This window comes from Spirosoma sp. SC4-14 (assembly GCF_037201965.1).
Classification (GTDB): Bacteria; Bacteroidota; Bacteroidia; order Cytophagales; family Spirosomataceae; genus Spirosoma.
Window position 1 is genome coordinate 6,048,765 of record NZ_CP147518.1, and the last position, 26,061, is coordinate 6,074,825.

Genomic DNA, 26,061 nt, shown 5'->3' on the forward strand with positions numbered 1-26,061 from the left:
CGTTTTCTGCAGTATTTCTTTCTCCCGATAAAGTTGCTCCTGTTCAGTTGGCAAGCTTATCGAGTTTGCTCTTATATTCCCGGATATAGTCGCGGGGCGACATTCCTATTGTCTTTCGGAAAACCCGATTGAAATTAGTAGGGCTATTGAAACCGGTAGAATAGGCAATAGTCGAAATCCCGTCATGATTGCTATTGATAATTTTCTTACAGGCTTCGCTAATACGAATTTCGTTTAGAAACGTATTGTATGTTTTCCGGGTGTGCTTCTTGAAATATTTACAAAAAGCATGTGGAGTGATATGGGCTATTTCGGCTATTTTATTCAGCGTGATATTTTCGGCATAGTGCTCCAGCGTATACTGAAACACTTCATTCATACGAATACCTTCAGAGTCAGAAAAATAGCTATTCGACAAACCAGAATCCAACGATTTCCAGCCACGCACCTGCTTAGCGAAGTAGTCAAACAATTTAATAAATGTCAGCAGTCGATCGAGGCTATTTTTGCTTTTTAGTTTTGTTAATATCCGACCAACATAGGTGGAATATTCTGCTGGCAATTGCAGGCCATTTTTAGTAGTGTTTAAGAAGCTACTAATCGAATCCATTTCGGGAAGGCCAAAAAATTGTTTTGGCAGTCGCTCCTGATCGAAATAGACATGAATAGCATGGGCACTCATTTCGGCAAGATCGTTAAAATAGGAAGGGTCCGACTTAAAAATGTGGGGTTGATATGCGCCCAGAATATATACGTCGCCGGGCTTAAACGCCTGGCTATAGTTTCCGGCTATAAGTGTTCCCTCTCCCCGCAGAATGATCGTAACCTGTAATTGTTTATGCCGATGAAAGTAATTATAAAAATGAGGCAGGATGTCTTCGTCCACAACTACCGAATCCTGCTTTGGAACCGGGGGAATAAATTCCAGCACTTTCATGAACAAGGCGATAGCTATTATTTTTCTAAAACGAAATTACACTATTCAAAGTCAAGTACAGCAATATCTAAACTGTTCATTGATTTGTACTTAGTATGCTAAACTCGTTGTTGCAAGATAACAGGATGCGTATTATAGCGTAAACCAAATTAAGAGAAAATTAAAAACTATTATAGCAATTTATTGATAAAAAAAATATAACTTAAGTATTAATACTTATCACTACTCAATAAACCTAAAAAGCGCATAATGGTTTTTACTATACTTACCTAAAGTAAGTTCAGGTGTTCGGGTATGTACTCAATACAAAAATCAATTACCAATCTGAGTAGTATGCAATAATTATCCAAGTATAATCGAAAATTGCCAGACAGATTATTGCGTTTATTCTAACTGTAGATTTGAAAAAAAAGCATGGATTTAAAAGCTAAAATCTCATTTAACGATACTGAGCAGGCTTTTATTTATAAGTCAGATTCTCAGTTAAAAAAAACACATCGGCTTTTTCAGCTAATGAATCAGGGCTGGCTGGTTAAAATAGGCACGAATGCTGCGCTGCTGGCTATCAAATGGCATCTCCCAATAAAAGGCTTGCTCCGGTCAACTATCTTCGACCAGTTCGTAGGCGGTGAGACCCTGGACGAAACAATTGCCATTAGCAATAAGCTGAAGCAATTCGCTATTGATGTCATCCTTGATTACGGTGCCGAAGGTAAAGAAAGCGAGGGTGCTTTCGATAACGCAAAAAATGAATTCATACGAGTAATCAATCATGCTGCCCGTCAGGAGAATATTCCCCTAATCGGTATTAAACTGACGGCCCTGGCCCGGTTTGCCTTATTAGAAAAATTAAATCTGCTGGTAACCTTCGGGCAAGATCAGGTCAGTATCGACATCAGCTCGACCAGCCCAAATGAACAGCAGGAATGGGCACGTGTTGTTCAGCGAGTTGTAGCCATTTGTGAACTGGCGGCCCAAAAAAACGTAGGTATCCTGATTGATGCCGAAGAATCCTGGATTCAGAATACGATTGATGCCCTAACCATGCAGGTTATGCAACAATATAACTCCCAGAAAGCAGTTGTTTTCAACACCATTCAGCTTTACCGACACGATCGACTTGAGTTTCTGAAACGCAGCTATGCAATCGCTCTGAAAAACAGGTTTTTGCTGGGTGCTAAGATCGTTCGTGGCGCTTACATGGAAAAAGAACGCAATCGGGCAGCGTTGCTTCAGGAAGTTTCTCCCATTCAACCCAACAAACCGGCCAGCGACCGCGATTTCAATGCGGCCATCGCATATAGTATCCAGCATATCGACCGTATTTCGCTCATTATTGCTTCGCATAACGAGTATAGCGCCCAGCTGGCCGTTCAACTGATGGAAGAAGCCAATCTGCCCTACAATCACCCTCACATTCAGTTTTCTCAATTGTATGGCATGAGCGACAACATTACGTTCAACCTCGCTAAACTAGGTTGCCACGCAAGCAAGTACCTCCCCTATGGCCCAATCGACGATGTTATCCCCTACCTGATGCGCAGAGCACAGGAAAACAGCTCCGTTGCTGGCCAGACCAGCAGGGAGCTGTTTTTAATTGAACAGGAAATAAAGCGCAGAGGAATTTAAAAAAGTTTTCAGAGACTCCGCCTAAAAGCATACCACCGATCATCGTAGCGCACAGAAAACTGTGAACTAATACTTTGCTGGCTGATTCGGTTTTGGGGTTGATTTTTTGATGAACTCGCGCAGGTCGTCGTTGGCTTTTACGAGGTCTTCCTGACGCAGGTACATCATGTGACCGCTGCGATAGCCTTTCCAGCCCATGCGATCTTTCAGTTTCCCACTAGGGTCCATCTGCCACATATTATACTGAGCGCCGAAATAATCGCAGGCGCCATCGTAATAACCCGACTGGACCAGTAAGTGCAGATAAGGATTCTGGGCCATGGCCTGCCGTAAGTTTTCGCCCGTATGGTCGGCGTTGGCCCCGCTGCGATCCCACGGATGTACGGGACCAAACATATAATATTTCAGGTCGGTTTTGTAGTTCAGGAATTCACGGAAATAGTAGTTGATTGGGGCGGCAAATGAGTGCAGCCACGACGTAAGCTCCGGCGAATAATCGGGACGCTCACCTGCATCTTCACGATCGATACCCAGATAGCGCGAATCCAGACGCCCAATGGTATAGCCTTTGTCGCGCAGTAGTTCTTTCCAGAAAAACGACGTCGGAATCATCAGGTTATGCTCCAGCACGACTTTTTCCGACAAGCCCGAATAACGGGCTACTTTGGTAGCAATATCCTTCCGCTTTTGTGGATCGATAAACCCTCCTCGGGCCAGTGCCGGAATAAACTCGTTAATCGTAAATTGCTCGACCTCAGGCAACATAGCGGTCAGGTCTTTTTGCTGAAGGTCGGACGGCAACCGTTTGTGAAACCAGGCCGTAGCGGCATAGTATGGCAACAGATTAGCCGCCCCGACTGGCCCTTCCCGATTGATACCCAGATCGGTAGGCGATACTAAAATTACACCATTGAGGTACATCCAGCTAGCATTCTGTAACTCCAGCGCCAGCCCCGACACGCGCGTGGTGCCATAGCTTTCGCCAATCAGGTATTTAGGCGACGGCCAGCGATTCTTGCGGGTTACGAACACATTGAGCCACTCGGCCAGGTATTTAATATCGGAATTCACGCCAAAGAACTTTGCCCTCGGAACATCTTTATTAGCCATCCGCGAATAGCCCGTATTGACCGGATCGATATACACAATGTCGGCAACGTCGAGCAGCGAATTTGGGTTGTCTTTCACCGTATACGGTTGCAGGGGATATCCTTCGCTGTCGATATTGAGCAGTTTAGGTCCCGTATACGCCAGGTGCATCCAGACCGAAGCCGTTCCAGGCCCACCATTGAACGAAATCACCAATGGGCGAGCCGTGCGGTCTTTCACATCCGAGCGCTCGTAATAGGTATAAAATACCCCGGCAATAGGCTTACCATTTTCGTCCCAAACTGGCTGAGTGCCAACTGTTGCCGTAAAAGGCACCCGCTGTCCTTTGATCGTAATTGTATGGGTTGTGGTTACGGTCGAATCCATCGGCAAGGTCAGGTCGCCGGGCGCAGGTTTGGCCGAAGCACTGGCGGCTGGTCGAGGGGCTGAACCTTCGGCTGGAGTGGCTGCAGCAGTGCGTTGCCCGCGTTGTCCCTGGGCAAACGACAATGAGCCCGAGGTTAAAGCAATAAGTAATAGAACAGCAAGGCGTTTCATGTATTGTTTCGTGGTTTGAAATAAATTTTCGGTTTATAGTTTTCAGGGCTCTGCCTGTCTATAGCCCAACTTCTGCAGAGCACTGAAAACGCTAAAAACTAGTACTTCGCCGGTTGATCGGGCTTGGGCAGCGATTTCTGGATAAAAGCACGAATATCGTCGGTCGATGTAGCCAGGTCTTCATCGCGGAGATACATCATATGCCCACCACGGTAGCCTTTCCAATCCAGACGGTTTTTCAGTTTACCACTCGGGTCGATGTGCCACAGGTTGAATTTGGCATTGAAATAATCCGTAGCCCCATCGAAATAGCCCGACTGAATCATCACGTGCAGATATGGATTCTGGGCCATGGCCTGCCGCAGGTTTTCACCTGTCTGATCCCGGTTAGCACCTTCACGATCCCAGGGACGGGTTTGGCCCGCAATGTAATATTTCAGATCGGTCTTGTAGTTCAAATGCTCACGCAGATAATAATTGATGGCAGGTGTAAAGGAATGCTGCCACGACGTGTACTCGGCGGCATAATCGGGACGTTCGCCTGCTGTTTGCCGGTCGATACCCAGATAGCGCGAGTCCAGACGCCCAATCTGATATCCTTTGTCGCGTAGTAATTCTTTCCAGTAGAAAGTGGCCGGAATCATCAGGTTATGCTCCAGCACGACTTTTTCCGACAAGCCCGAATAGCGCGATACTTTACTAGCCAACTGTTTTTTCTTATCGGCCTCCAGGAAACCACCTTTTACCAGGGCCGGGGTCAGCTCGTCCATGGTAAACTGCTCAACCTCAGGCAACATAGCGGTCAGGTCTTTTTGTTGAAGCTCAGTAGGCAGTTTCTTATGATACCAGGCTGTGGCCGCATAGTATGGCAACAGATTAGCCGCTTCAATTGGCCCACCCCGTTCAATTCCCAGATCGGTTGGCGACACCAGAATAACGCCGTTGAGGTACATCCAGTCGGCATTCTGTAGGGCTAAAGCCAGTCCCGATACGCGCGTGGTGCCATAACTCTCCCCGATCAGGTATTTGGGCGACGGCCAGCGATTTTTGCGGGTTACGAATACATTGAGCCATTCGGCCAGGTACTTGATATCGGCATTGACGCCAAAGAACTTCGATTTGGGAATTGAGTCGTTGACCGCCCGCGAAAAGCCCGTATTGACCGGTTCAACATACACAATATCAGCCACATCCAGAATCGAATACGGATTATCTTTAACGCCATAGGGCTGGAGCGGATACCCTTCGCTATCGATAATTACGCGCTTGGGGCCCGTGTAACCAATGTGCATCCAGCACGATGCAGCGCCGGGACCACCGTTAAACGAAATAACCAACGGCCGGGTTGTGCGATCGGTCACGTCAGAGCGCTCGTAATACACATAGAAAAGAGTGGCAATGGGTTTACCATTTTCGTCGTAAACTGGCTGATTGCCAGCTGTAGCATTGTAGGGAACGGCTTTCCCTTTAATCGTAACCTGATCTTTAGTCGTTATATCGCCATCCAGTTTTAACCTGAGATTTTGAGCACTCAAACGAGTTAGCGTAACAAGGCAAATCAGAAACAGAGTAATCGTTTGTTTCATAAAGTGGTTTACTTATCAACCAGAGAAATTTGTCTATCTATTCGCAGTTTATAATCCCGACACTTCGCCAGGTTTAATTTCAAGCTGATTGGCACTGGCCAGCAGCCCTTTTAGCTCGGCCTCGTTTTGGTTTTGTTTATATAAATTAGCCAGGCCAATATAGCTATCCAGATTGTAAGGACTATAAGCCAGCGATTTTTTGAATAACGAAACCGCTTCGCCCAACCGTCCGGCTCCTGCGCTCAACACACCTGCCGACTGCATTGCCGACGACATATAGAGTAGTGTTCCCTGCGTAGGCAAACTTTTGTAGAGGTTTTCGGCATCGGCCATTCGATTCGAACCAGCCAGCAATCGCACCAGACGCTGCTTATACATACCATCCAGGTCAGCCTTTTCGACCACAACTTTGTCGAGAAAATACGTCAGCGAATCCTGCTTCCCTACTTTAGCATACCCTTCGGCAATCCGAAGGTCGAAATCGGTACGTGGATTTTTACCGGCTTCCAGAATGCGTTGCACTTCTTTCATGGTCGTAATAGCCTCCTGATAACGCCCAATGGCCAGTAGCGCATCGGCATACATACCCCGCAATTCATAATTCTGCGGCCGTTGCCGGACCAGTTTTGTCAGGGCATCAATCTGATTGGCATATCCTAACATGGCCCGGCGAGCCAGTGCAAAGGCTTTTGCGTCGTCGCGCCGGTCGCGCAGATAGGTCGACACGTCGGCTCCGGTAGCAGCGTAGTGTTCGGCAGCTTTGATCGCTTCGCTAATCTGACCATTCTGAAAATACATAGTCTGCAACTGAATGGCATCGTAGGCGCGGGTCTGGTAATCTTTTTCCAGTGCCAGTGCTTTTTGCAGCCAGGCGGCCTGTGTTTTTACAAGCTCAGCCGACTGCCCGTCTGGTCCTGCTTTATCTTCTTCCCATTTAGCATAGGCAACATAAATTGGTGCATAATTCGGATCAATCGCTTCAGCGGCTTTTATGTAGCTCAATGCTTTGTCGAAATCCTTTTGCTGCTGCTTTAACCGGGCATAAGCCAGATAGGCAGGCAGGTATTTTTTATCATACACCAATGCCGTATCGAGGTATCGGCCAGCCTTTCCCGGATCGGTACGGATCACTTTGTTACTCAGGTTGATATATACCTGCGCCCAGTTTGAAGCCATCACCGCATGATCGCCGTTCAGATAGGCCCGCTCTTTCTTCACCAGCGCATCCAGAAATTTATACATTTCGGGGTCTTTACTTTTCAGCTCAGCCGTGATATTCATCGATTTAAAATCGAGCGGATGCACTTTTACCCGTTCGAAATAAGCTGGATAGGTTTGCGCAAAATACTCCGATTCGTTGTTCTGCGAGTAGTAGTCCAGCGTCCGGTGGTTCTTCATGGCATCATAATATCGCTCCCGAATCTGCCGATTTTCGGCATCGGTCAAAACCCGACCGTGAAACAGGTGGACATATTCGTGCAGCACCACGTTCCGCTCTTCATAGGCTCCCCGCTCTACGTATTCAATATCGGCGGCCCCGCTCCCAACCCCCCGAATATCCATCCACTGGCGGTTGTCGAACGTGGTTGTGTACCGAAACGAAGGCGAGCGCATCGTTAGAGCCAGATCGATGTGGAGTGGCGAAACGGCAAACGAATTACCCTGTTTGGACAGAAACGGAAAATACACCACGCTGGTGTACATCTGATTCCAGACCATTGCCTTCGCCATATCGCCGGGAAAATAACTTAGGTCGGGAAATACGTCGGCAAAATGTTCGGGATCATTGATTTTCGTCGTGCGGAGTACGTTGGTGATGGAATCATAGGTCATCAGGTACGGAATCCGCTTCGATTTGATAACGGCCGCCAGTCCGTTATGCGCAGGTCCGTAATGTTTTTTCCTGTTCAGGATAGCGACGAATGCCTGCTGGGCCGAGTCGAGATTAGCGGTGCGGTTGGGGGTGTCGAAATCGCTGTAATAGAGCGAACCCCGGTGCATAGCAGGCAGTACCGACGCCGGATAGTCGTTTTCCAGCTTACGCGTAACGGCAACTGCTTCGGTCAGTTTTTTAGCATGAAATAACTTATCGGCTTCTTTTAATTTTTCGCGGATTTCTTTTTCGTCTTTATCTGCATAGTCGGCGTAGGTCAGGTTGGTATGCCCATTGCCCCAATGCCAGTGTGTCTGAAAATGCAGCGGATTAATATCCAGCGCCAGTTGCCATTGAGCAGCCATATCGTTGAGCTGTGTGGCATCAATCCGTCGCCAAATGGCGTAGCCGTAGCTAAACCGGGCATCGGCATTGAACGGATCGAGCGAAAGCGATTTTTCCAGCGGGGCTTCGGCCTGTTCGGGGTGTTGATCCCAGAAAAACACATTGGCTTCGAGCAAATAAGCTCCAGCCTGCTTCGGGTTTTTCTGCTGAAGTTTTTTCGAAACAGCCAGTGCCTCAGAATATTTTTTCTGGAGCAGCAAGGCCCGCCCTAACACCAGCGATGTTGCTTCGTCGTTTGGGTTGCTGGCAAGTAATGCTTTACACTGCTTTTCGGCCGTTGCCAGGTCCCAGGCTTCAATAGCCAGCACGGCCTTCAGTCGTTTGGCCCAGGCACTGGTTTTGTCGGTAGCCAGCGCCAGCTTCACATCTTTTTCGGCCTGTTTAAAGTCATTGATCAGCCAATGATACTCGGCCCACAAAACAGCCTTTTCCGAAGGGCTGAGGCCTTTCGCGGTGTTGATGGCATCGGTTGCCTCCGACCAAAGGCCAAGATCGAGCATCTGTTTGATGAGCGCGGCCTGCCCTTTTGTTGCCTGTTTCAACTGATTGCGAATCTCCGAACGCGCTGTTTCCAGATTAGCCTTAGCCAACTGTGTGTCATTGACCAATTGAGCCATCGACGTGCTTACTATGCACAGGAGAAGAATTGGGAGTAAATACTGTTTTACCATAACTACCAAAGGCATCCAGATGTAGGGGGTTAGTCCGGTGTTTGCTACCCGAAGTTAGGGATTATGTGGTCTTTTATCGATGAAGTGTAATTGACTTCGGCAGCAAACACCGGACTAATCCAAATTTCATTTGCGCGTATCCCAGAATACCCGATCCAGCATCGAGCTTTTTTGCTTAGCGTTGGGGTTATTGCTGATTTCCGACTGGGCGTAGAATAACGAATGCGGCACTTCGTCATAGATCGCAAAGGGCGTTTTCAGTGGGGTCAGTGCCGGGAAACCCGTCCGGCGGTAATCCGTCCAGGGCTCCATCAGCACCGCATGGTTCGCTACGTATTTCTCGTTGATGATCTGCTCCAGCATTTCGGTCTGCGTTCCTTTCAGCGTGCCATTAGCAGCCAGATAGGTGTTTATATCAGCCGTAGCAATGCCCGCATCACTCATCGACGCTTTAATACCCGCTTCAAAAAAGCTTTGCGCATTGCCCGGCGCGCCGTACATCAGAGCAGCCTCGGCCCGAATAAAATTGTATTCGGCAAAGGTGAGCAGACGGGCAGGTCCGTTTCCGGCATAGGTAATGGCTCCATCTTTCAGGCTACCGTCGGTATTGATTAAGGCGGTGTTTGGCGATGATGGCGTGCCGTAGATGTATCGATAATTGCGCGAATACGCCGACGACGGATCAGGATCGAGAGCGCTGGCTCCCTTATAACTTGCCGGACTCGAATTGAATGGAAACGGAACAAAATAAGCTGACCGACGCGGATCGCTTTTCGAATTCATCAGATTGACAATGAATCGGTTCGGAAAAAACTGGTTCTTGAACTGGCCGTTCTCCATGCTATAGAGCGGATTCTGGCGCTGCGATTCCGACAGAAAAGCCATCTGAAAATTATCGGATGTGCTTTCCATAAACTTCGCTCCACTGTTAATCAGCGCCGTAATCTGCTGGGAAGTATAGGCCGGATCTTTAGCCGAATAATGCAGAAATAGCCGCAGTTTGAGCGTATTGGCAAACTTAATCCACTGCGCCTGCGAAGCCGCCCAGCTAGAGCCTGCATAGATGGTGGTGTTTGTGTTGGGCGACAAGGCCGACGTAGTGGCACTAACATCTTTAATCCCCTCATCGAGCAGCCGGATCAGATCCGCATAGATCGCTTCATCGTCGTCGAACTTAGGGTAGAAGTTGGCACTGTGGCGGCTGGCTTCCGTATATGGCACATCGCCCCAGGCATCAACAACCGTCTGATAAACAAATGCTTTCAAAATTTTCCCCACACCGGCATAGTGCGGACTACCAACCTCCGTAGCCTGCGTGGTCATCAGTTCCAGATCGCTCAGAATCGTGGCAAAGATGGTTACCCACTGGTTGTTCACATCGGAATTGTTGATGTTATAGCGTTCATATTCTTTAAATGTGGCAAACCCCGTATTTGGTCCCTGACCACTGAATTGCTGAATCAGCAACGTTGAGTAACGCAGCAAATCGCTGGCGCCCATGTAGCCAATGTTTACGGTTACCGACGGTAGCAACTGCGATACCTGTACACTCTTGATATTGTTGGGATCGTTGTTTACATCCAGATACGTTTCACAGGAAGTAAGGGCCAGCCCCGTTGCCAGAATACTTGTATAGAGTAATTTCTTCATGATGTCCGTTAGTTTTTGGGTAGATCGCCGGTTAAAACGTAGCTCGTAAACTTCCACCAATGGTGCGGGCGGTTGGCGTAATACCAAATTCCAGGCCACGGGCATTGCTCACGCCCAACAGGTTTTGTTCAGGATCGAGATCGGGATAGTTTGGCGCGTAGATGAACAGGTTACGCCCATACACCGACAGTTGCAGTGCCTTTATGAATTTTCCTTTACCCAACAGCGTACTCGGGAATCGGTAGCTCAGGTTGGCCTCGCGTAGTTTCAGGTACGTCGCATCGAGCACATATCCTTCCCAGGCCACATACTTGCCCTGAAGGCTGAAATACTGCTGTGCCGTAACGCCAATGTTATTCTTTGTACCATCATCCAGCACGCCATCAAAAACATACGGTTTGTTGGGCGTTCCGTCGGCATTGAAACGTGGATACTTAGCCGTTTCGGCCGATACACCATTGATCCGCAGGTCGCCAATCGTCCGCGAAAGTTGATCGCCCTTGTATTTGAAATCGAACAGAAACGACAGGCTAAAATTGCCATAGTTGAATGTATTGCTGAAACCCATCGTGAACTTCGGATTCGGATTGCCCACAGCCTGTACGTTGGTTGTCACTTTCGGAAGGCCGTTACTGCCGATAATCATACGCCCCTGGTTATCGCGCTGGTAAGCATTTGACCAGATCTGACCATAAGGCTGCCCCGGCACCAACTGAATATTGGGCGATGTAAATCCACCAATCGAGATATTCGATACGCCCGGTGCCAGTTCTTCAACAATGGATTTGAAACTGGTGAAGTTGATCGAGCTTTCCCAACTGAACTTCTCCTTTTCGATGATATTACCCGTAATCAGCAATTCAACCCCTTTCGTTGAAAGTTTACCCGCGTTGGTCACCAGACTCGTAAAGCCGGAAGTAGAAGGGACAGGCACCGAGAAAATCAGGTTGCGGCTATCGCGCCGATAGACCGACCCATCAATGCTCAGGCGTCCATTGAAAAGAGCCAGCTCAGCGCCCAGTTCAATTTCACGGGTGAATTCGGGCGTCAGGTTCGGGTTACCGGTTCCGTTGTTGTAGGTATAACCAGCCAGGCCGTTGAACGGGAAATTAACGGCCGTGGAACCCAGCCCATCACCCGCGCTGGCTTTACCGTAGTACGTGTTAATTACGTATGGGCTTGCTCCTTTCCCCACCTCGCCAATGTTAGCCCGGATCTTGGCCGACGACAACACTTTCGATTTAATAGCAGGAAAGGCCTCGGTAGGAACAAAACTGACTGCAACGGCCGGATAGAAAATCGACTGCTTACCTGGTGCCAGCGTCGATGCGAAATCATTACGCGCCTTTGCATTCACCGAAAGCCAGGTTTTATAGTCGAGCACAATATCGCCAAAGAAACCCACTGTCCGTTGCCGCGTAATGCCCGACGAGGGGTTAAAGGTCAGGAAGTTTTTGACATTGTCGAACCCAGCCACCACAATGCCCAGGCCAATATCCTGAATGTAGCTGTTGTAGTTGGCAATGATTTCATTCCCTACCGTAGCCATCAGGTGCAGATCGTTGGTTAGCTTCCGATTTGCTGTTACGGTCAGATAGGAATTCAGATTGCGGGTCATTTCCGAGCGATCGAGCACACCACCCGCACCAGCCGACGATGTGTTGGCATTGCTCCGCACGCCCTTGTCGTCGAATCCTTTCGTGGCATAGGTAAACACGTCGGTACCAATCTTCAGGTCGGCCTGAAGCCAGTCCAGAATATCGTATTTCAGATTGATGTTTCCGAAGAAACGGTTCACTTCCTGATGGTTTTTGATATGATTGATCGACCAGTACGGCTGATCTTCGGCCGCAAACCAAAGCTGATTGCCAGCCGCATCTTCATAAGGCATATTCGTTAAATCGTAGCTCCGTGGCGTATAAATTCCCCGCCAGAGTGGATTAGAGCCCTGATTACCTGACTGCGTACGATCCGAAATATTGTTGGTATAGGTAAACGCCGTTGCGATTCTAAACTTAGCAGTCAACTGGGTTCCGGCATTTACGCTCAGGTTATTCCGGTTTAGTTTGTTGTTGGGCACCAGTCCCGTTTCGTGCGAATAACCATACGAGACGCGGTAGTCATACTTTTCGTTGCCGCCCGAAAAACTCAGGTCGTTCTGCGATGAGATAGAATTCTGAAGAATATCCCGAATGTTGTTCGGATAGGCTTGCAGAGTTTCCTGCTGACCAAACCAGTTTGTAACGGTTTGGCCCTGAATCAGTGGTCCCCACGATCCGGCTACATTGTTGATGTAGTTGCCATTACTACCCTGCGCATACTGATTCTGAAATTCGGGAAATCGGCTGATTGTCCCCACGGCGGTGTTTGTCGAGAACGAGATTTGTTTGTTGGTTCCTTTCTTTCCTTTTTTTGTCGTAATCAGAATTGCTCCCGATGCCGCCCGCGAACCATACAAAACAGTTGCAGCCGCCCCTTTCAACACATTGATGCTTTCAATATCCTGCGGGTTGATGTCCGAAATGCGGCTGGAGTTCACAACACCCGTATTGACCGAGTTACCTCCGTTTGAAGCACTACTGCCATTGCTGTTATCGAGCGGAATTCCGTTGACAACATAGAGCGGCTGGTTGCTCCCCGTGAACGTCGAAAACCCACGAATAGTCACATTCGAACCAGCAAAGCCACCACCCGCTCCCGTTACCTGAACCCCGGCAACTTTACCCGCCAGCGAGTTGGTCAGATCTGTAGTGGGTGCCTTACTGATTTGTTCTGCTTTTACTTCACTGACACCATAGCCCAGCGTTTTGCGATCGCGGGCAATCCCAAACGATGTGACAACAACTTCGCTCAATTGCTGCGCATCGGTTTCCAGCGCAATTGTCAGGTTCGCTCGGCCGTTGAGTTTGACCTCCTGCGTAATGTAGCCAATGTAGCTGATGACCAGTATTGCATCTTCGGGCACACGAATTCTGAACCTACCATTCGCATCGGTAACCGTACCCACATTGGTGCTGCCCTTTAACAGGACAGAAGCGCCCGGCAGCGCGGTACCATCATCTTTTAAGGTTACAGTACCACTCACGTCAATATCGGCCAGTCCCGACAAAAAGAGGGGCCGGGCCAATCCGCGGCTACTGGTCAGCAGACCAATCACCGCTACAAATACAGCCAGATAACCTCGCATTAGAGTTAGAGATTGTTTCATACAGGTAGGCGTAATTTATGATTGAGTAAATTGTTGGAGAAGAGGATAGTGAGGCAAATACATATATCTATTTTACTGATAATCAATTGTTTAGTTTTCAATAAATTCTATAGATTAAGAAGTCAATTTAAACGTAGACATGATCCATGAGCACGTTCAACGGCGCTGTAGTGCGGTCATTTATTCATACTAGCGCATAAAGGCGGGATAGTGACGTTTGTGGACCTGTGCATGGCCGAATCAGAAGCCTTTTAAAGGCCACTTACACAGTTTCCAAACTCATCGTTCTTCGGTAAAGTAAATAAAAAGAGTAGATACGTTTTGGGTCCGAAAACGGGATAGAAGCAATTCGACTAATATTTATTTAGTAAAGGATAATTTTTGTTAAATGCCATATTAAAATCCGTAAAATTCTAAAACTGTAAAATATAAACGGCACATCATGCCAAAATTCATTATTTTATCCAATACAACCTAACCAAAAACAATTACTACTGATAATCAACGATATAACATAAATAATAAACTCCAGTTATCAATTCGCTGTTGATTGATAACTGGAGTTTTACATCCTAATAAAGATACGCAACTACTTTTCTTGGCGCGCCTAACTGCTTGGCCGGATTAGTTTTTCACGCTGCTCAGATAGGTCTTGTTGCCGTTTTTGTTAATGTAGTACTTGCCGCCCCGGGGGCCAACATAAACAGTTGCTCCACCTGGTCCTTTGGTCGTTTTATCGACCGGCGCCTTATAATCGGCGGGGGTAGCTTTTTCTTCTTTGGGCATTTTGGCCACTTTTTCAACGGGCTCTTTTTTCGCAGGCTTACTTATTTTATCATCTTTCAGGCCAGCTACGGCGTCTTTTTCCTTCTCTGCTTTTTTAGCAGCTTTCTTAGCAGCCTTCGCCGTTTCATCAGTTCCGTTCATGGCTGCTTTATCAGCCTCTTTGGTAGCTTTTTTAGCGTCTTTTTCCGCTTTTTTTGCTGCCTTTTCTTCGGGTGTCATTGCGGCTCTGGCTGCGTCTTTAGCGGCTTTTTTCTCGGCTTTAGCCGCATCTTTGGCCGCCTTTTCCTGGGGCGTCATAGCCGCTTCCTTTGCGGCTTTTTTCTCGGCTCTGGCCGCTTTTTGAGCCGCTTTGTCGGCATCAGAAAGTTCTTTCTTCGCTTTGCTTTTGCTCGGCTTATCGTCCTGAGCAACCCCCTGGAAAGCAACCAACAGACTGAGCATAAGACCCAGCACGGCAAACGTCTTTTTCATGGTAACCATATTAACTTTGTGAAATTACTTATTTGGTTGAAGCCTTAAGACGAGAAGTGACTCACAAAATCACGTATTGAACGACGGAAAAGACTTAATTTTTTGTTAAATTTGGTATAGAGTAGGTTACCTGTTCGCCAGCGGCTAGCAGAACCTTTTCTTTTACCCCGAGCGTCTCTGTATTTTGTGGACGTTTGCCATATGCCAGTATTTATATAATGACCAGCGCTGCCCCTATCCGCTCCCAGAATCCTGCCGACTACCTTAAACGCTATTATGGCTATGATCGCTTCCGGCCCATGCAGGAAGAGATTATTAAGTCGGTGCTGAGTAGCCGCGATACGCTGGTGCTAATGCCTACTGGTGGTGGAAAATCGGTTTGTTTTCAGATTCCGGCCCTTATGCTGCCGGGCATAACGGTGGTTGTTTCTCCACTGATTGCCCTCATGAAAGATCAGGTTGGTGCTCTGCACATGAACGGAATTTCAGCAGCCTATTATAACAGTACCCAAACCAGCCGCGAGCAACGTAACATTGAAGACGACTGTTTGAGTGGGAAACTCAAACTGCTTTATATCTCCCCGGAAAAACTCCTTACCGAATCTTTTTTTGGCTTCCTGAAGCGAATAAATGTCTCACTCTTTGCCATCGACGAAGCGCACTGTATCTCATCGTGGGGGCACGACTTCCGCCCCGAATACACGCAGTTGCATGTGCTAAAGGAAACATTTCCGCATATACCAACCATTGCCCTCACCGCTACCGCCGACAAACTGACCCGGCAAGATATTGCCCTGCGACTCGGCATGAACGATCCGGCGGTGTTTGTGGCGTCTTTTAATCGCACCAACCTAAGCTTGCAGGTACTGCCAGGGCAAAATCGTATTCAGCAGATTTTTCGGCTGCTTCAGCAGAAACCCGATACGTCCGGCATTATTTACTGCCTGAGCCGCAAATCGACCGAATCGCTGGCTACCAAATTGCAGGAAAAAGGATTCAATGCTGCTTTTTACCATGCCGGTATGGACCCCGCCGAACGCTCACGCGTGCAGGAGGCTTTTCTGCGCGACGATATTCGGATTATGTGTGCAACCATCGCTTTTGGAATGGGGATCGATAAGTCGAACGTCAGGTGGGTGATTCATTATAATATGCCCAAAAATATCGAGGGCTTCTATCAGGAAATTGGGCGGGCGGGGCGCGATGGAGCCGCGGCTCAAACCGTACTGTTCTATAGTTTTGCCGATGTGGCCACTTATAAGGAGATGCTGGCCGAAAACAGTCCGGCTAACCTTGGCTTGCAACTCGCCAAACTGGAGCGTATGCAACAATACGCCGATGCGCATACCTGCCGACGGCAAATTCTGCTCTCCTACTTCTCAGAAGAACTCCCCGAACCATGTGGTAACTGCGATGTTTGCCGCGACCCTCGTGTTACGTTCGATGGCACAATTCTGGCCCAGAAAGCCCTCTCGGCGATGGTCCGTGCGGGTGAGCGTGTTCCAATGAACCTGCTCATCGACATCCTGCGGGGATCGCGCAGTCAGCAGGTTTTGCAGGGCGGTTACGATCAGATTAAAACCTACGGCGCCGGTCGGGATATTCGGTTCGAAGACTGGCGAAGCTACCTGCATCAGTTAATTAATATTGGCGTTATTGAGGTTGCCTATGACCAGCATTATGCACTACGCCGGGGCATTCTGGCCGATCAGGTGTTGTATGGTGGTCGTAAAATCGATCTGGTTCGGCCCGATGATGCGCCTAAACCCGTAGTTGAAAAAACGAAGACAAAGACCGAAACCAACCGCGACGAACTTTTCGAACGGTTGCGGGTACTACGGAAGGAACTTGCCGATGAACAGAATGTACCACCCTACGTTATTTTTACGGATACGACGCTGGAAGATATGGCCCGGCAACGACCAACCACACCCGACGCCTTGCGGAATGTGAGCGGAGTAGGCGAACGCAAGCTACACCTGTTTGGCAAACGTTTCCTGGCCGAAATTGTCGACTATGTCCGTGGGCGCATTCAGGCTGGCGAAAAACCTAAAGGTTCTACGCAACTGATCACCCTGGAATTGTATAATAATGGTCTGTCAATCGACGAAATCGCGGCAGAGCGCAAACTCACGGCGGGCTCAATTGCAGGTCATTTAGTTCAGTTGGCAAAAGCCGGATACAGCATCGATCTGGAGTCACTTATCAGTCCAGACGAACGGCTGGAGATTGAACAGGCCATAGCCATTGTTGGCCTGGAAGAAGGTCGTTTGAAGCCCCTTTTCGATTATCTGAACGGCCGCTACGATTACAGCAAACTAACGTTAGTTGCAGGTATGTTAGAATGATAAAATCCTAATTTTAGCGATACCGTTGGATAATTCTTAGATCCCACATTTGGCGTATACCAATTTACCAGCTATATTCGTATTGTATTTCTGATTGAACCCGCACTTCGGTACGGGTTTTTTCGTCTTATGTTTCACAACAAATACCGTTATTTTGATTAAAGAAGTAGGTATCTCATTGCTCATGGCCGCGCTTAAACCGGCCGTCGTGCCTCCTCATTTTATGGCCGACACGAGCCGATCACTTCCGTCGTCAAACGGATTGGACAACCCCTCCTTACTAGTCGTCGACTCCTCCAAACGCGTGTTTCCTATCTATTTTTGCGGAGAGGAAGTTCCAGTTCACGAACCCCGTGTATCGCGCCGTTGGTTGCAAACGCTTCGAACCTATGGGGCTCAGGAAGAATGCCTGTTCGATCTCCGTGGTCGGGCTGCTACATTCTTTCCAATTATCGACCCAATTCTTCGGAAGTATAAAATTCCGCGTGATTTCCGATTTATGCCGCTGGCCGAAAGCGCGCTGGTCAACGATTGTGTGTCGCACAAAGGTGCTTCTGGCTATTGGCAATTAATGCCCGAAACGGCCCGTGAGCTTGGACTGAAAGTGAATAAACAAGTCGACGAGCGGCTTGACCTCGAAAAAGCGACAATTGCCGTTTGTCGGTATCTTCACCAGCTCTATGGCCAGTTAGGCTCCTGGACACTGGTGGCTGCTGCCTACAATGGAGGAATCACCCACATCCAGAATAAAATGGTACAGCAGGGGCACTCGAACTATTATCGCCTGCGGCTACACCGCGAAACGAGCCATTATCTGTTTCGAATTCTGGCCTACAAAGAGCTGCTGAGTAACCCTCGCCAATATGCGCTGCTGCTTCGTAGCTCAACTATTGAGCAGTTAGTGAAACCACTGCCCAGTTGGAGCAAACCACTGGCTCTTCCCAAGAAAATAAAAGACGCGCCAACTGTTGAGCTTGTCGATGCCGATTATGCCGATCCAACCTGGGGCCCTCGCCCCAATAAATCGCTGACGCAAACACCAAGTGATACGCAGCAGTTTATTGCTACAGCCAAAAAAGCATCAACACTACCGGGCACTGATCTGGAAAAACAAAACAAAGGCCTGCCTATTAAAAACCTGATGATGAGCCTTATGGTTCTGCGTTTCCGTCGCCCACGTATGCTGGACTGGAAAAAAGGCGAAGGAATTCGTCCATTACATCACTGGGACTGGCTCTAAGCCTGCTTTTTATCCTATAGAGAAGCGCCGTTCGGATACGATTATCTGAACGGCGCTTCTCTATAGGATAAGAACTGATAAAATAATAGAACTATACTGTTACTATAGAGAAAAATAATAGTCAAAATAGTAGAACTATGAGATCTATGTACTCACCGTACTGATGCAATTTTTTGTTTCATTATTCCTGCTGGTTAGTTTTGGCGCATCGGCTTTTGAGACTAATGCAGGTTCGCTACCCTCAACAACTAACCAGCAGGCTATTACAACTTCGACTATCTCTTTTTTGCCGAAGTTAAATCCCCTCTTGCCACCCGTATACTTTTGTGGCGAATCGGTTCCGCTCCATGAAGAAGCGGTAGCTCGGCGGTTAATAGCAGCTCTGGTTACGAACACCAACCGTGCGCAGGCGCTGTACCGTATTCGTCAGCGGGCTGCGTCTTTTTTCCCGATTATCGAGCCCATTCTGGAACGGCATCGCATACCGGCCGATTTCAAATACTTACCCCTGGTCGAAAGTGCCCTAACCAGTTTTGCCGTTTCGCCAAAAGGAGCTGTTGGCTACTGGCAATTCATGCCCGCTACGGCTCAGGAACTGGGGCTCTCCATTCGTCCTGGCCACGATGAGCGCCAGAATCTGGTTAAATCGACCGAAGCGGCCTGTCGGTATTTAAATTTTCTCTACGACAGACTCGGCTCCTGGACACTGGCCGCAGCAGCCTATAACAACGGCATTGGCGCACTCCTGGGCAACATTCGACGTCAGCAAAAACGAGATTACTACTACCTGCGCCTAAATGCCGAAACCGGTAAGTATCTGTATCGGATTCTGGCATTTAAAGAATTGCTTTCCAACTATCAAAGCTATGAGAGTATTCTTTCCGAGCAAACAATGGCTTATCTGAGTCAACCGCTTAAGGCTGGCTCAAACAACGATGATGAAGTGTTAATTCCCGAAATTATTCTGGATGAAGTGACTCAATCAGCCGTAAGTACGCCCACTCATGAATCGTTACTGACAACCGAAAATCGAACTGAAGATATTCCGTTGCCCAATGCTGCCGACGTATTCCGGGGTGGTATCAAAGCACAACTAACAGAATTTGCAGGGCTTCAACGCGGACAGGTCTGGGTTTTTCACCTCACCCGTGGTGGCCTGGCCGCCAATAAGGATGTTGAAGAGGGCGATGTTCTCTACGCTGTTGTAGAAGATATTGATACCAAAACTGGCAAACTATACCTAAGAGCCGACAAACTTTATTCGGCCAGCGACCGCCAAACCTATTCTCTTTCTTTAGCCGCAGTTGATGCCTCAACCGGACGTATTGGCATAAAGCTCCCCGACGTCGATCAGCTTAAATCGGGCTGGATTCTCACCTGGAAAGCGTTGTAGGGTTTCAGTTTATGGTATTCGGTTTACGATTGTGGTAGAGCTACGCTACCTGTCTCCGTAAGACGCTGAGATAGCGTAACCTAATTTTTCTGAACTAAACCTTATGGCACCATTGTTGTCTATCGGTTAAATCATTACCCGATTAGGTTGAGATCTGCCACTCCATTAGCTATTTTACTGATTAGCACCGGCTTATTTACAGTGCCGGTAGCGTATGCCCAGAAAAATCCAGCCGCTGGCAAATCGAAACCCGCTCGGTTTGCCGTTGCCAAACCTCGGCTCGCTCCCACACCGGCCCATCTGCATTTCTGTGGCGAAATTGTACCGACCGAACAGGGGGATGTCTCCGCTAAACTGGCTCTTGCCCTGGCCAATAGTTCGGGCTACAGCAGTCATTTGAATGGGCTAAAAACCCGTTCGGCTCCTTACTTTGCCGTTGTTGAGCCGATTCTGAGCAAACACGGTATTCCGAACGATTTCAAATACCTGCCTCTAATCGAAAGCGCATGGCAGTCTAACGCCGTTTCGTCGGCTGGGGCCGTTGGCTACTGGCAGTTTATGGACGAAACAGCTCGCGACATGGGTCTTTCGATTGCGCCCGGCAACGACGAACGAACCGATCTTCGCAAATCGACCGAAGCGGCCTGTAAATACATCCGTTTTTTGTATAACAAGCTTGGTTCCTGGACGCTCGTTGCCGCAGCCTATAATGGAGGAGTTGGTATGGTGCAGCGCAAAATTAGCCGCGTTGGCCACCACAACTATTACTCCATGACCATGAATCCCGAAACAGGTTATTATCTGTACCGGATTCTGGCCATGAAAGAACTGTTCACGAATCCGATGTATGGGCTGGGATCGGCAGCTTTGATGGCTTCGGGGGCCGCCTATGAACAGGAACGCGAGCAGGCCCGACGGTCAGGCTGGCTTCAGGACGAAGAACCAGAACCTACCGGCGTACCGGTTGAATCATTATCAGAACCTACGAGCGCCAATGCCCGCCGGGAAGTCGTCATCATGGATAGTGTTCTGGAAGAACTGCTAAAAAAACAGGCGCTTTCACCAATGGTTTATATTGGCGATTTGTCGGCTAAGCTGGTTCGGGCAGGCCAGTTAAAGGTTGGCCAGAGCTGGACGTTTGCCCTTACTGAAGATGTTCAGATTGGGGAAGATGACCTGAAAAAAGGCGATGCGTTGTATGCCGTAATCGACGACATCGATGCCCAGGGCAATGTGTTTTTCCGGGCAACGAAAGTGATTTCTTCAGACACGCAGACTGCCATCTCTCTTACCCTTATTAGTATGAACCCAGCTACGGGTCTGGCAGGCATTCCTAAGCCCAAAGCTATCAAGCCAGGCTGGGTGGTGCAGTGGAAGTTGTAGTGTCATTAGGCAATTGGTAAGGCACTAGCTCACGATCAATTAACCAATGACTAATCCACCAATTTACCAGCCATCGGGCTCGGTGATGGGCACCGGTCCATACGTATCCCGGCAATCGCCAGGAGGTAAAATTTGGCTGGCAATAAAACTGGTAAGGGCTCCATAAAACGGAGCACTATAGTTCTGAGCACGCACTCGTTTCCTTGTAATGGAGACCACTGCGAAATAGCCCCGCGCGATATCCGTCGGATCAGCCGTATTAATAACATTACCGGTGACAGGAGCCGGTAATGGGTCGAAAATACTGCCCGTACGGGCATTCTGCTGCTTATACAGTTCCCAGAATTGATAATTAGCCTGCGTAATACCATACTGCTGAACTTCAACCAGTTGTGGCCCAATAGCATAAACCGGCAACTGCAACACAACTTGTCCCTGAAGAGCATTCCCATTAATGGCTTCGTCGCTATATACATTTACGGCATCGCTACTTACCTGAGTCCAGCACCGGTAATTACACAAATTAGGGTTCCCTAAACTGCACGGTACTCCTATTGATAAACGGGTAGTGTAGCCATAAGCACTCCAACGATAATAGTTTTTTGCATTAGCCGGATCATGGGTATTGACTGTATAGGCAAAAGCGTATGGAGTTGCCAGATTGCCTGTTTTCACCAGCATGGGCGAAATACTATCAATGACGGGTACACCGGGCATTTGTTCGGCTTTCGTTACGTACCGTCGGCCATCGCTCAGGGTAACCGTCAGGTTATATGACCGCCCAATTTGCCCCCGAAATGTTGAATCTGTTGTTTGGTAGAGCCCCGATCCGATCGACCGACAACTGGTACGGTGACCGGTATCGTCGGCCAGACTCACTTCTGCGCCCTGCACATACTGATCGTTGGGGTTTTGCCCGTTGAGGCCGCTGTATTTACCGGTATAGGTCAGTTTTAGGGTATACGGTGGTGCTTCGTTGGTGATCTGTCCTTCAACAACCAGACGCGGTTCTTCGGTACGGATCGGCAAACTGACCTGATCGATACAGCCCGAAGCGGCTCCTATGACGAAAAAAAGCAATAAAATCCGGCGCATCTTAAAAGAAAAAATTATAGGCAATCGACGGAATCATGGTACCAAATACCGACAACCGATACGATTCCGTTCGTTGATTGTACCGGGTGAAATAGATCGAATACGGGTTTTTGTGGGCATACACATTATAGATCCCCAACGTCCAGATTCCATACTGCCGTTGCGCCTTGTTGAAGCGGGTATCTTTCGAAAAAGCAACATCCAGCCGGTGGTAGTCGGGAATACGGTCGGCATTCCGTCGGGAATAATCCAGCACTGGCTGCCCATTATAGGTATATTGCCCATCGGGATACGTAGCCGGAACACCCGTGTAGTAAACGAAATTGGTCGAAAATGACCAGTTGTGCGGCATCGCCCAGCGTGCCTGAATATTGAGTGTATTGGGTCGGTCGATATATGACGGATAATAATCGCCCCCATTGATTCGGAGTTGATCGAAAGGTGTCCGAACGGCAATCAGCGACCGGGCATACGTGTAGTTCAACTGGCCGGTTAATCGGCCTTTGTTCTTACTGATGCCAAACTCAACGCCATACGATCGACCGGCGGCCTGTAACAATGCCGTTTCGAGTGTTGGATTCAGAATCAGATTGGCCCCATAACGGTATTCGACCTGATTCTGGAGTCGTTTATAATAGCCTTCTACACTCAGTTCAATCGCATTATCGTTCAGATTATGGAACACCCCCAGCGAAACCTGGTCGGCAATCTGGGGCGGAATATAACGGTCGCTTAATTTCCAGAAATCGAGTGGTGTGATGGCCGTTGTATTCGAAATCAGGTTGATATACTGACGGGTTCGGCCCAGACTGGCTTTTATTGCCGTGAACTTTGCCAGTTGCACCCGCAGAGACAGCCGGGGTTCCAGTCCGCCATAAGTTTGTATGGATTGTCCGCTGCCATACTGAACAGAATCGGTAACGGTTTCGGGCGACCGGGGCAACGTTGGATCGTATTGGTACACGGTCTTCGCCCCTAAATAGGTAAAATGTGAGTAGCGAAGCCCGGCCTGAAGCGAAATACGGGGAGTGAGTTCCCATTCCGTATTGATATAAGCGCCAAGCTCACGACCGTGTTCGGGGTCGATACGTCGGGCATTGATGCTCGAATTTTCGCCCGTCGGCTGTACCTTCCCGGTCTGAAGCTGGTACAGAATGGCATTCGTACCCACCTGAATTTTGTGTTTCTGCCGAAGCGTATAAAACAGATCGGCTTTCCCCTCGCGCTGTTCGATATACGACGAAAAGCGAAATGCAAGACCAGGAGCTACCCCATCGACGTTGAGGTGATAGCCACTGTATAATCCGGTGAGGTTTAGTTGCAGGTTCGACCGTAAGAGATAGCTCCATCGGCCCGACAGCACATCGGTATTCCAGCCGTAGAGTGTATCGCCCGGAAAGCGAAAATCGTCGTGACTGCGGTAGGTCGATAGCGAAATTGTATTGCGGTCGTCGGGTGTATAGGTGAGTTTCAGGTTACCGTCGTAGAAAAACGCCCGGCTATCTTTAACGCTGGCGGTTGGGAAGAGTTTGAGCAGGTAGTTAGGAAAGGCAATGCGCCCGCCCGCCAGTAAGGTGAGTTTTCGGGATATTGGTCCATCGATCACAACCCGCCCGCTAACCGGACTAATACCTCCTGATATACGCCAACCGTCTTTATTGCCGTTTCGGGTACTCATCAACAGCAGCGACGAAACCCGCCCACCATACTGCGGAGTAAATGCACCTTTGCTCAGGCTCACATCCTGCACCAGATCGGAATTCACATTAGAATAAAATCCCAGCAGGTGCGATGTATTGAACAAAGGAGCGCCATCGAGTAACACCAGATTCTGATCGGCCCGCCCCCCCCTCACATTGAAGCCTCCGGCCCCTTCGCCAGCGGTTGTTACACCGGCCTGCAAAATCAATGCTTTCAGAATATCGGGCTCGCCCAGCACAACGGGCATTCGCTTCAGTTCAGGCATACTGAGCTGAATTTGCCCCATCTGTACGGATTTGATGTTTTTGTCCTCGCGCGTAGCCCGCACATCAACCTCTTCCAGATCGGTAGAGCGGGGTTGCAGATAATAATCGACTCGTTTGTTAAAATTAAGTGTAATCGTTTCGCGGCCGCGAAAGTAGCCCACAGCCGACACATACATGGTTAGCACACCGGGCGCATGATTTAATGTGATGATACCCAGACTGTCGGCCCGCGCTCCGGCTCTGGTTTCGGCAATAAACAGGCTGGCTCCCGGAATTGGCTTTTTGGTTACGCCATCATAAACAACCACCGTTAGGCGAAGGCGTTGCTGGGCAAGCGCCGGAATCGTTTCAGAAAATAACAGAACAAACAGCAGGAGTAGCCGTAATTTCATACGTTTGAGCAAAGGAGCTTAGGATAGAGCCCGAAAGGTACGAAAAGCGTCGAAACGATACTTTTTACTTGGCTAATGCTTTTTTATACACGTCGATAGCCCGCTGACGAGCCATTGAATGCTCGACCATTGGCTGCGGATAGGTAGGGCTATTCACTTCGGGTACCCACTGCCGGATATAGTCGCCTTTCGGATCGAATTTCTGCGCCTGTAGTGTTGGGTTAAACACCCGAAAATAGGGTGCGGCATCGGTTCCCGAACCGGCTGCCCACTGCCAGCCACCATTGTTGGCCGACAGGTCATAATCGCGGAGTTTTCGGGCAAAATAAGCTTCGCCCCACCGCCAGTCAATGAGCAGGTGTTTGCAAAGAAAACTAGCCGTTATCATCCGAACGCGATTATGCATCCAGCCAATGCTGTTGAGCTGGCGCATACCAGCATCAACAATAGGGTAACCGGTTTCGCCACGGCACCATTTTTCGAATTCGTCTTCGTTGTTGCGCCACTCAATCCGGTCATAGTCGCGCCGGAACGAATGCGTTTCAACGTGTGGAAAATGATCGAGCACCTGAAAATAAAAATCACGCCAGCAAAGCTCGTTCAGAAACGTTCGGTCGTTAGCATCCTGCGCTTGTCGGGCCAGTTCGCGAATACTAATCGTTCCGAAACGCAAATGGATACCGAGTTCGCTGGTTCCGTGTTCCAATGCCGGAAAATCGCGAGTTTGTTTGTAGCTGTCAAGCCGCTTAGCAGATACCGTCCTCGCCGGAAAGGGTTCGCCCAGCGGTTTGAAATTCATCTCGGCTAAGGTTGGCGTTGGCAGTACAGTCGTTTTGAAGAAGTGTTTTTTATAGCGTTCTGTTGGATAGGGTTTCAGATAAAAAGGGGTTAGTTTGCTATACCAGTTACGGCTATAGGGCGTAAATACTGTGTAAGGCGAACCGCTGCCCGTTAGCACCTCGTTGCGCTCAAAAATGGCCTGATCCTTACTGCTATGAAAACCTGTTCCGCGTTCGGCCAATAGTTCAGAAATGGCTTTGTCCCGCTCTTTAGCATACACCTCATAATCATGATTGGCAAATACATCGCCAACGTTGTATTGCTCCAGCAGTTCTTTCCAGACGTCAATCGGATTTCCATACCGAACTACGAGGGCCGAGCCCAGCTCGGCTAACTCGTCGCGCAGTCGGTCAATTTCCTGAACCAGAAATTCAACGCGCCGATCCTGTCGGTCGTCGAGCTGATCCAGAATTAGTCGGTCGAAAATAAAAACAGGGAGAACAGGGCGGCCACTTTTCAGAGCATGATAGAGAGCCGCATTATCGTGCAAACGTAAATCGCGCCGGAGCCATACCAGCGACAAAGTTTCGGACATGAAGG

At 48.8% G+C, this 26,061-nt stretch carries 15 protein-coding genes; 5 read left to right on the top strand and 10 right to left on the bottom strand.

The features are described from left to right. Window positions 1–43: 43 nt before the first annotated feature. Window positions 44–937 (bottom strand): AraC family transcriptional regulator, encoded by an 894-nt coding sequence (locus WBJ53_RS24825; protein ID WP_338871218.1) that lies wholly within the window; start codon window positions 935–937, stop codon window positions 44–46. 513 nt (window positions 938–1,450) lie between these two features. Between WBJ53_RS24825 and WBJ53_RS24830 the strand changes: the two genes are divergently transcribed. Next, window positions 1,451–2,566: a proline dehydrogenase family protein gene (locus WBJ53_RS24830; protein WP_338871219.1), complete on the top strand. Its 1,116-nt coding sequence runs from the start codon at window positions 1,451–1,453 to the stop codon at window positions 2,564–2,566. Window positions 2,567–2,632: 66 nt separating this feature from the next. Here WBJ53_RS24830 and WBJ53_RS24835 read toward each other — a convergent pair whose 3' ends face one another. The 6 genes from WBJ53_RS24835 to WBJ53_RS24860 form a co-directional block, all read right to left on the bottom strand. Then, window positions 2,633–4,213 carry a carboxypeptidase gene (locus WBJ53_RS24835; RefSeq protein ID WP_338871221.1) on the bottom strand — a complete coding sequence of 527 codons (1,581 nt, stop codon included), beginning with the start codon at window positions 4,211–4,213 and terminating at the stop codon, window positions 2,633–2,635. 98 nt (window positions 4,214–4,311) lie between these two features. Next, entirely contained in the window at window positions 4,312–5,799 is a 1,488-nt protein-coding gene (locus WBJ53_RS24840) for a carboxypeptidase (RefSeq protein ID WP_338871223.1), read from the bottom strand. A 48-nt stretch (window positions 5,800–5,847) separates the two neighbouring features. After that, window positions 5,848–8,763, bottom strand: coding sequence for a tetratricopeptide repeat protein (locus tag WBJ53_RS24845; RefSeq protein ID WP_338871224.1), 2,916 nt, complete (start codon window positions 8,761–8,763; stop codon window positions 5,848–5,850). Between the two features lie 111 nt (window positions 8,764–8,874). After that, on the bottom strand, window positions 8,875–10,398 hold the full coding sequence (locus WBJ53_RS24850; protein ID WP_338871226.1) for a SusD/RagB family nutrient-binding outer membrane lipoprotein: 1,524 nt from the start codon (window positions 10,396–10,398) through the stop codon (window positions 8,875–8,877). Between the two features lie 31 nt (window positions 10,399–10,429). Continuing rightward, entirely contained in the window at window positions 10,430–13,606 is a 3,177-nt protein-coding gene (locus tag WBJ53_RS24855) for a SusC/RagA family TonB-linked outer membrane protein (protein WP_338871228.1), read from the bottom strand. Between the two features lie 624 nt (window positions 13,607–14,230). Further along, the gene (locus WBJ53_RS24860) at window positions 14,231–14,863 is read right to left on the bottom strand and encodes a hypothetical protein (protein ID WP_338871232.1); all 633 of its coding nucleotides are present in this window, start codon (window positions 14,861–14,863) and stop codon (window positions 14,231–14,233) included. Window positions 14,864–15,081: 218 nt separating this feature from the next. On the opposite strand from WBJ53_RS24860, the gene recQ reads away from it, so the two are divergent. The 4 genes from recQ to WBJ53_RS24880 all read left to right on the top strand — a co-directional run bounded on the left by recQ (window position 15,082) and on the right by WBJ53_RS24880 (window position 21,227). Continuing rightward, window positions 15,082–17,211, top strand: coding sequence for a DNA helicase RecQ (gene recQ, locus WBJ53_RS24865; protein WP_338871235.1), 2,130 nt, complete (start codon window positions 15,082–15,084; stop codon window positions 17,209–17,211). 184 nt (window positions 17,212–17,395) lie between these two features. Further along, window positions 17,396–18,451 carry a lytic transglycosylase domain-containing protein gene (locus tag WBJ53_RS24870; protein WP_338877233.1) on the top strand — a complete coding sequence of 352 codons (1,056 nt, stop codon included), beginning with the start codon at window positions 17,396–17,398 and terminating at the stop codon, window positions 18,449–18,451. A gap of 163 nt (window positions 18,452–18,614) precedes the next feature. Continuing rightward, on the top strand, window positions 18,615–19,844 hold the full coding sequence (locus tag WBJ53_RS24875; RefSeq protein WP_338871237.1) for a lytic transglycosylase domain-containing protein: 1,230 nt from the start codon (window positions 18,615–18,617) through the stop codon (window positions 19,842–19,844). A gap of 147 nt (window positions 19,845–19,991) precedes the next feature. Further along, window positions 19,992–21,227, top strand: a complete 1,236-nt coding sequence (locus WBJ53_RS24880) for a lytic transglycosylase domain-containing protein (protein WP_338871240.1) — start codon at window positions 19,992–19,994, stop codon at window positions 21,225–21,227. A 63-nt stretch (window positions 21,228–21,290) separates the two neighbouring features. On the opposite strand, the gene WBJ53_RS24885 is transcribed toward WBJ53_RS24880, so the two are convergent. From WBJ53_RS24885 to WBJ53_RS24895, 3 genes are all read right to left on the bottom strand, one after another. Then, on the bottom strand, window positions 21,291–22,322 hold the full coding sequence (locus WBJ53_RS24885) for a DUF4249 domain-containing protein (RefSeq protein WP_338871243.1): 1,032 nt from the start codon (window positions 22,320–22,322) through the stop codon (window positions 21,291–21,293). Window position 22,323: 1 nt separating this feature from the next. Further along, window positions 22,324–24,681 carry a carboxypeptidase-like regulatory domain-containing protein gene (locus WBJ53_RS24890; protein ID WP_338871245.1) on the bottom strand — a complete coding sequence of 786 codons (2,358 nt, stop codon included), beginning with the start codon at window positions 24,679–24,681 and terminating at the stop codon, window positions 22,324–22,326. 64 nt (window positions 24,682–24,745) lie between these two features. After that, window positions 24,746–26,056 (bottom strand): deoxyribodipyrimidine photo-lyase, encoded by a 1,311-nt coding sequence (locus tag WBJ53_RS24895; RefSeq protein ID WP_338871247.1) that lies wholly within the window; start codon window positions 26,054–26,056, stop codon window positions 24,746–24,748. Between the last annotated feature and the right edge of the window lie 5 nt (window positions 26,057–26,061).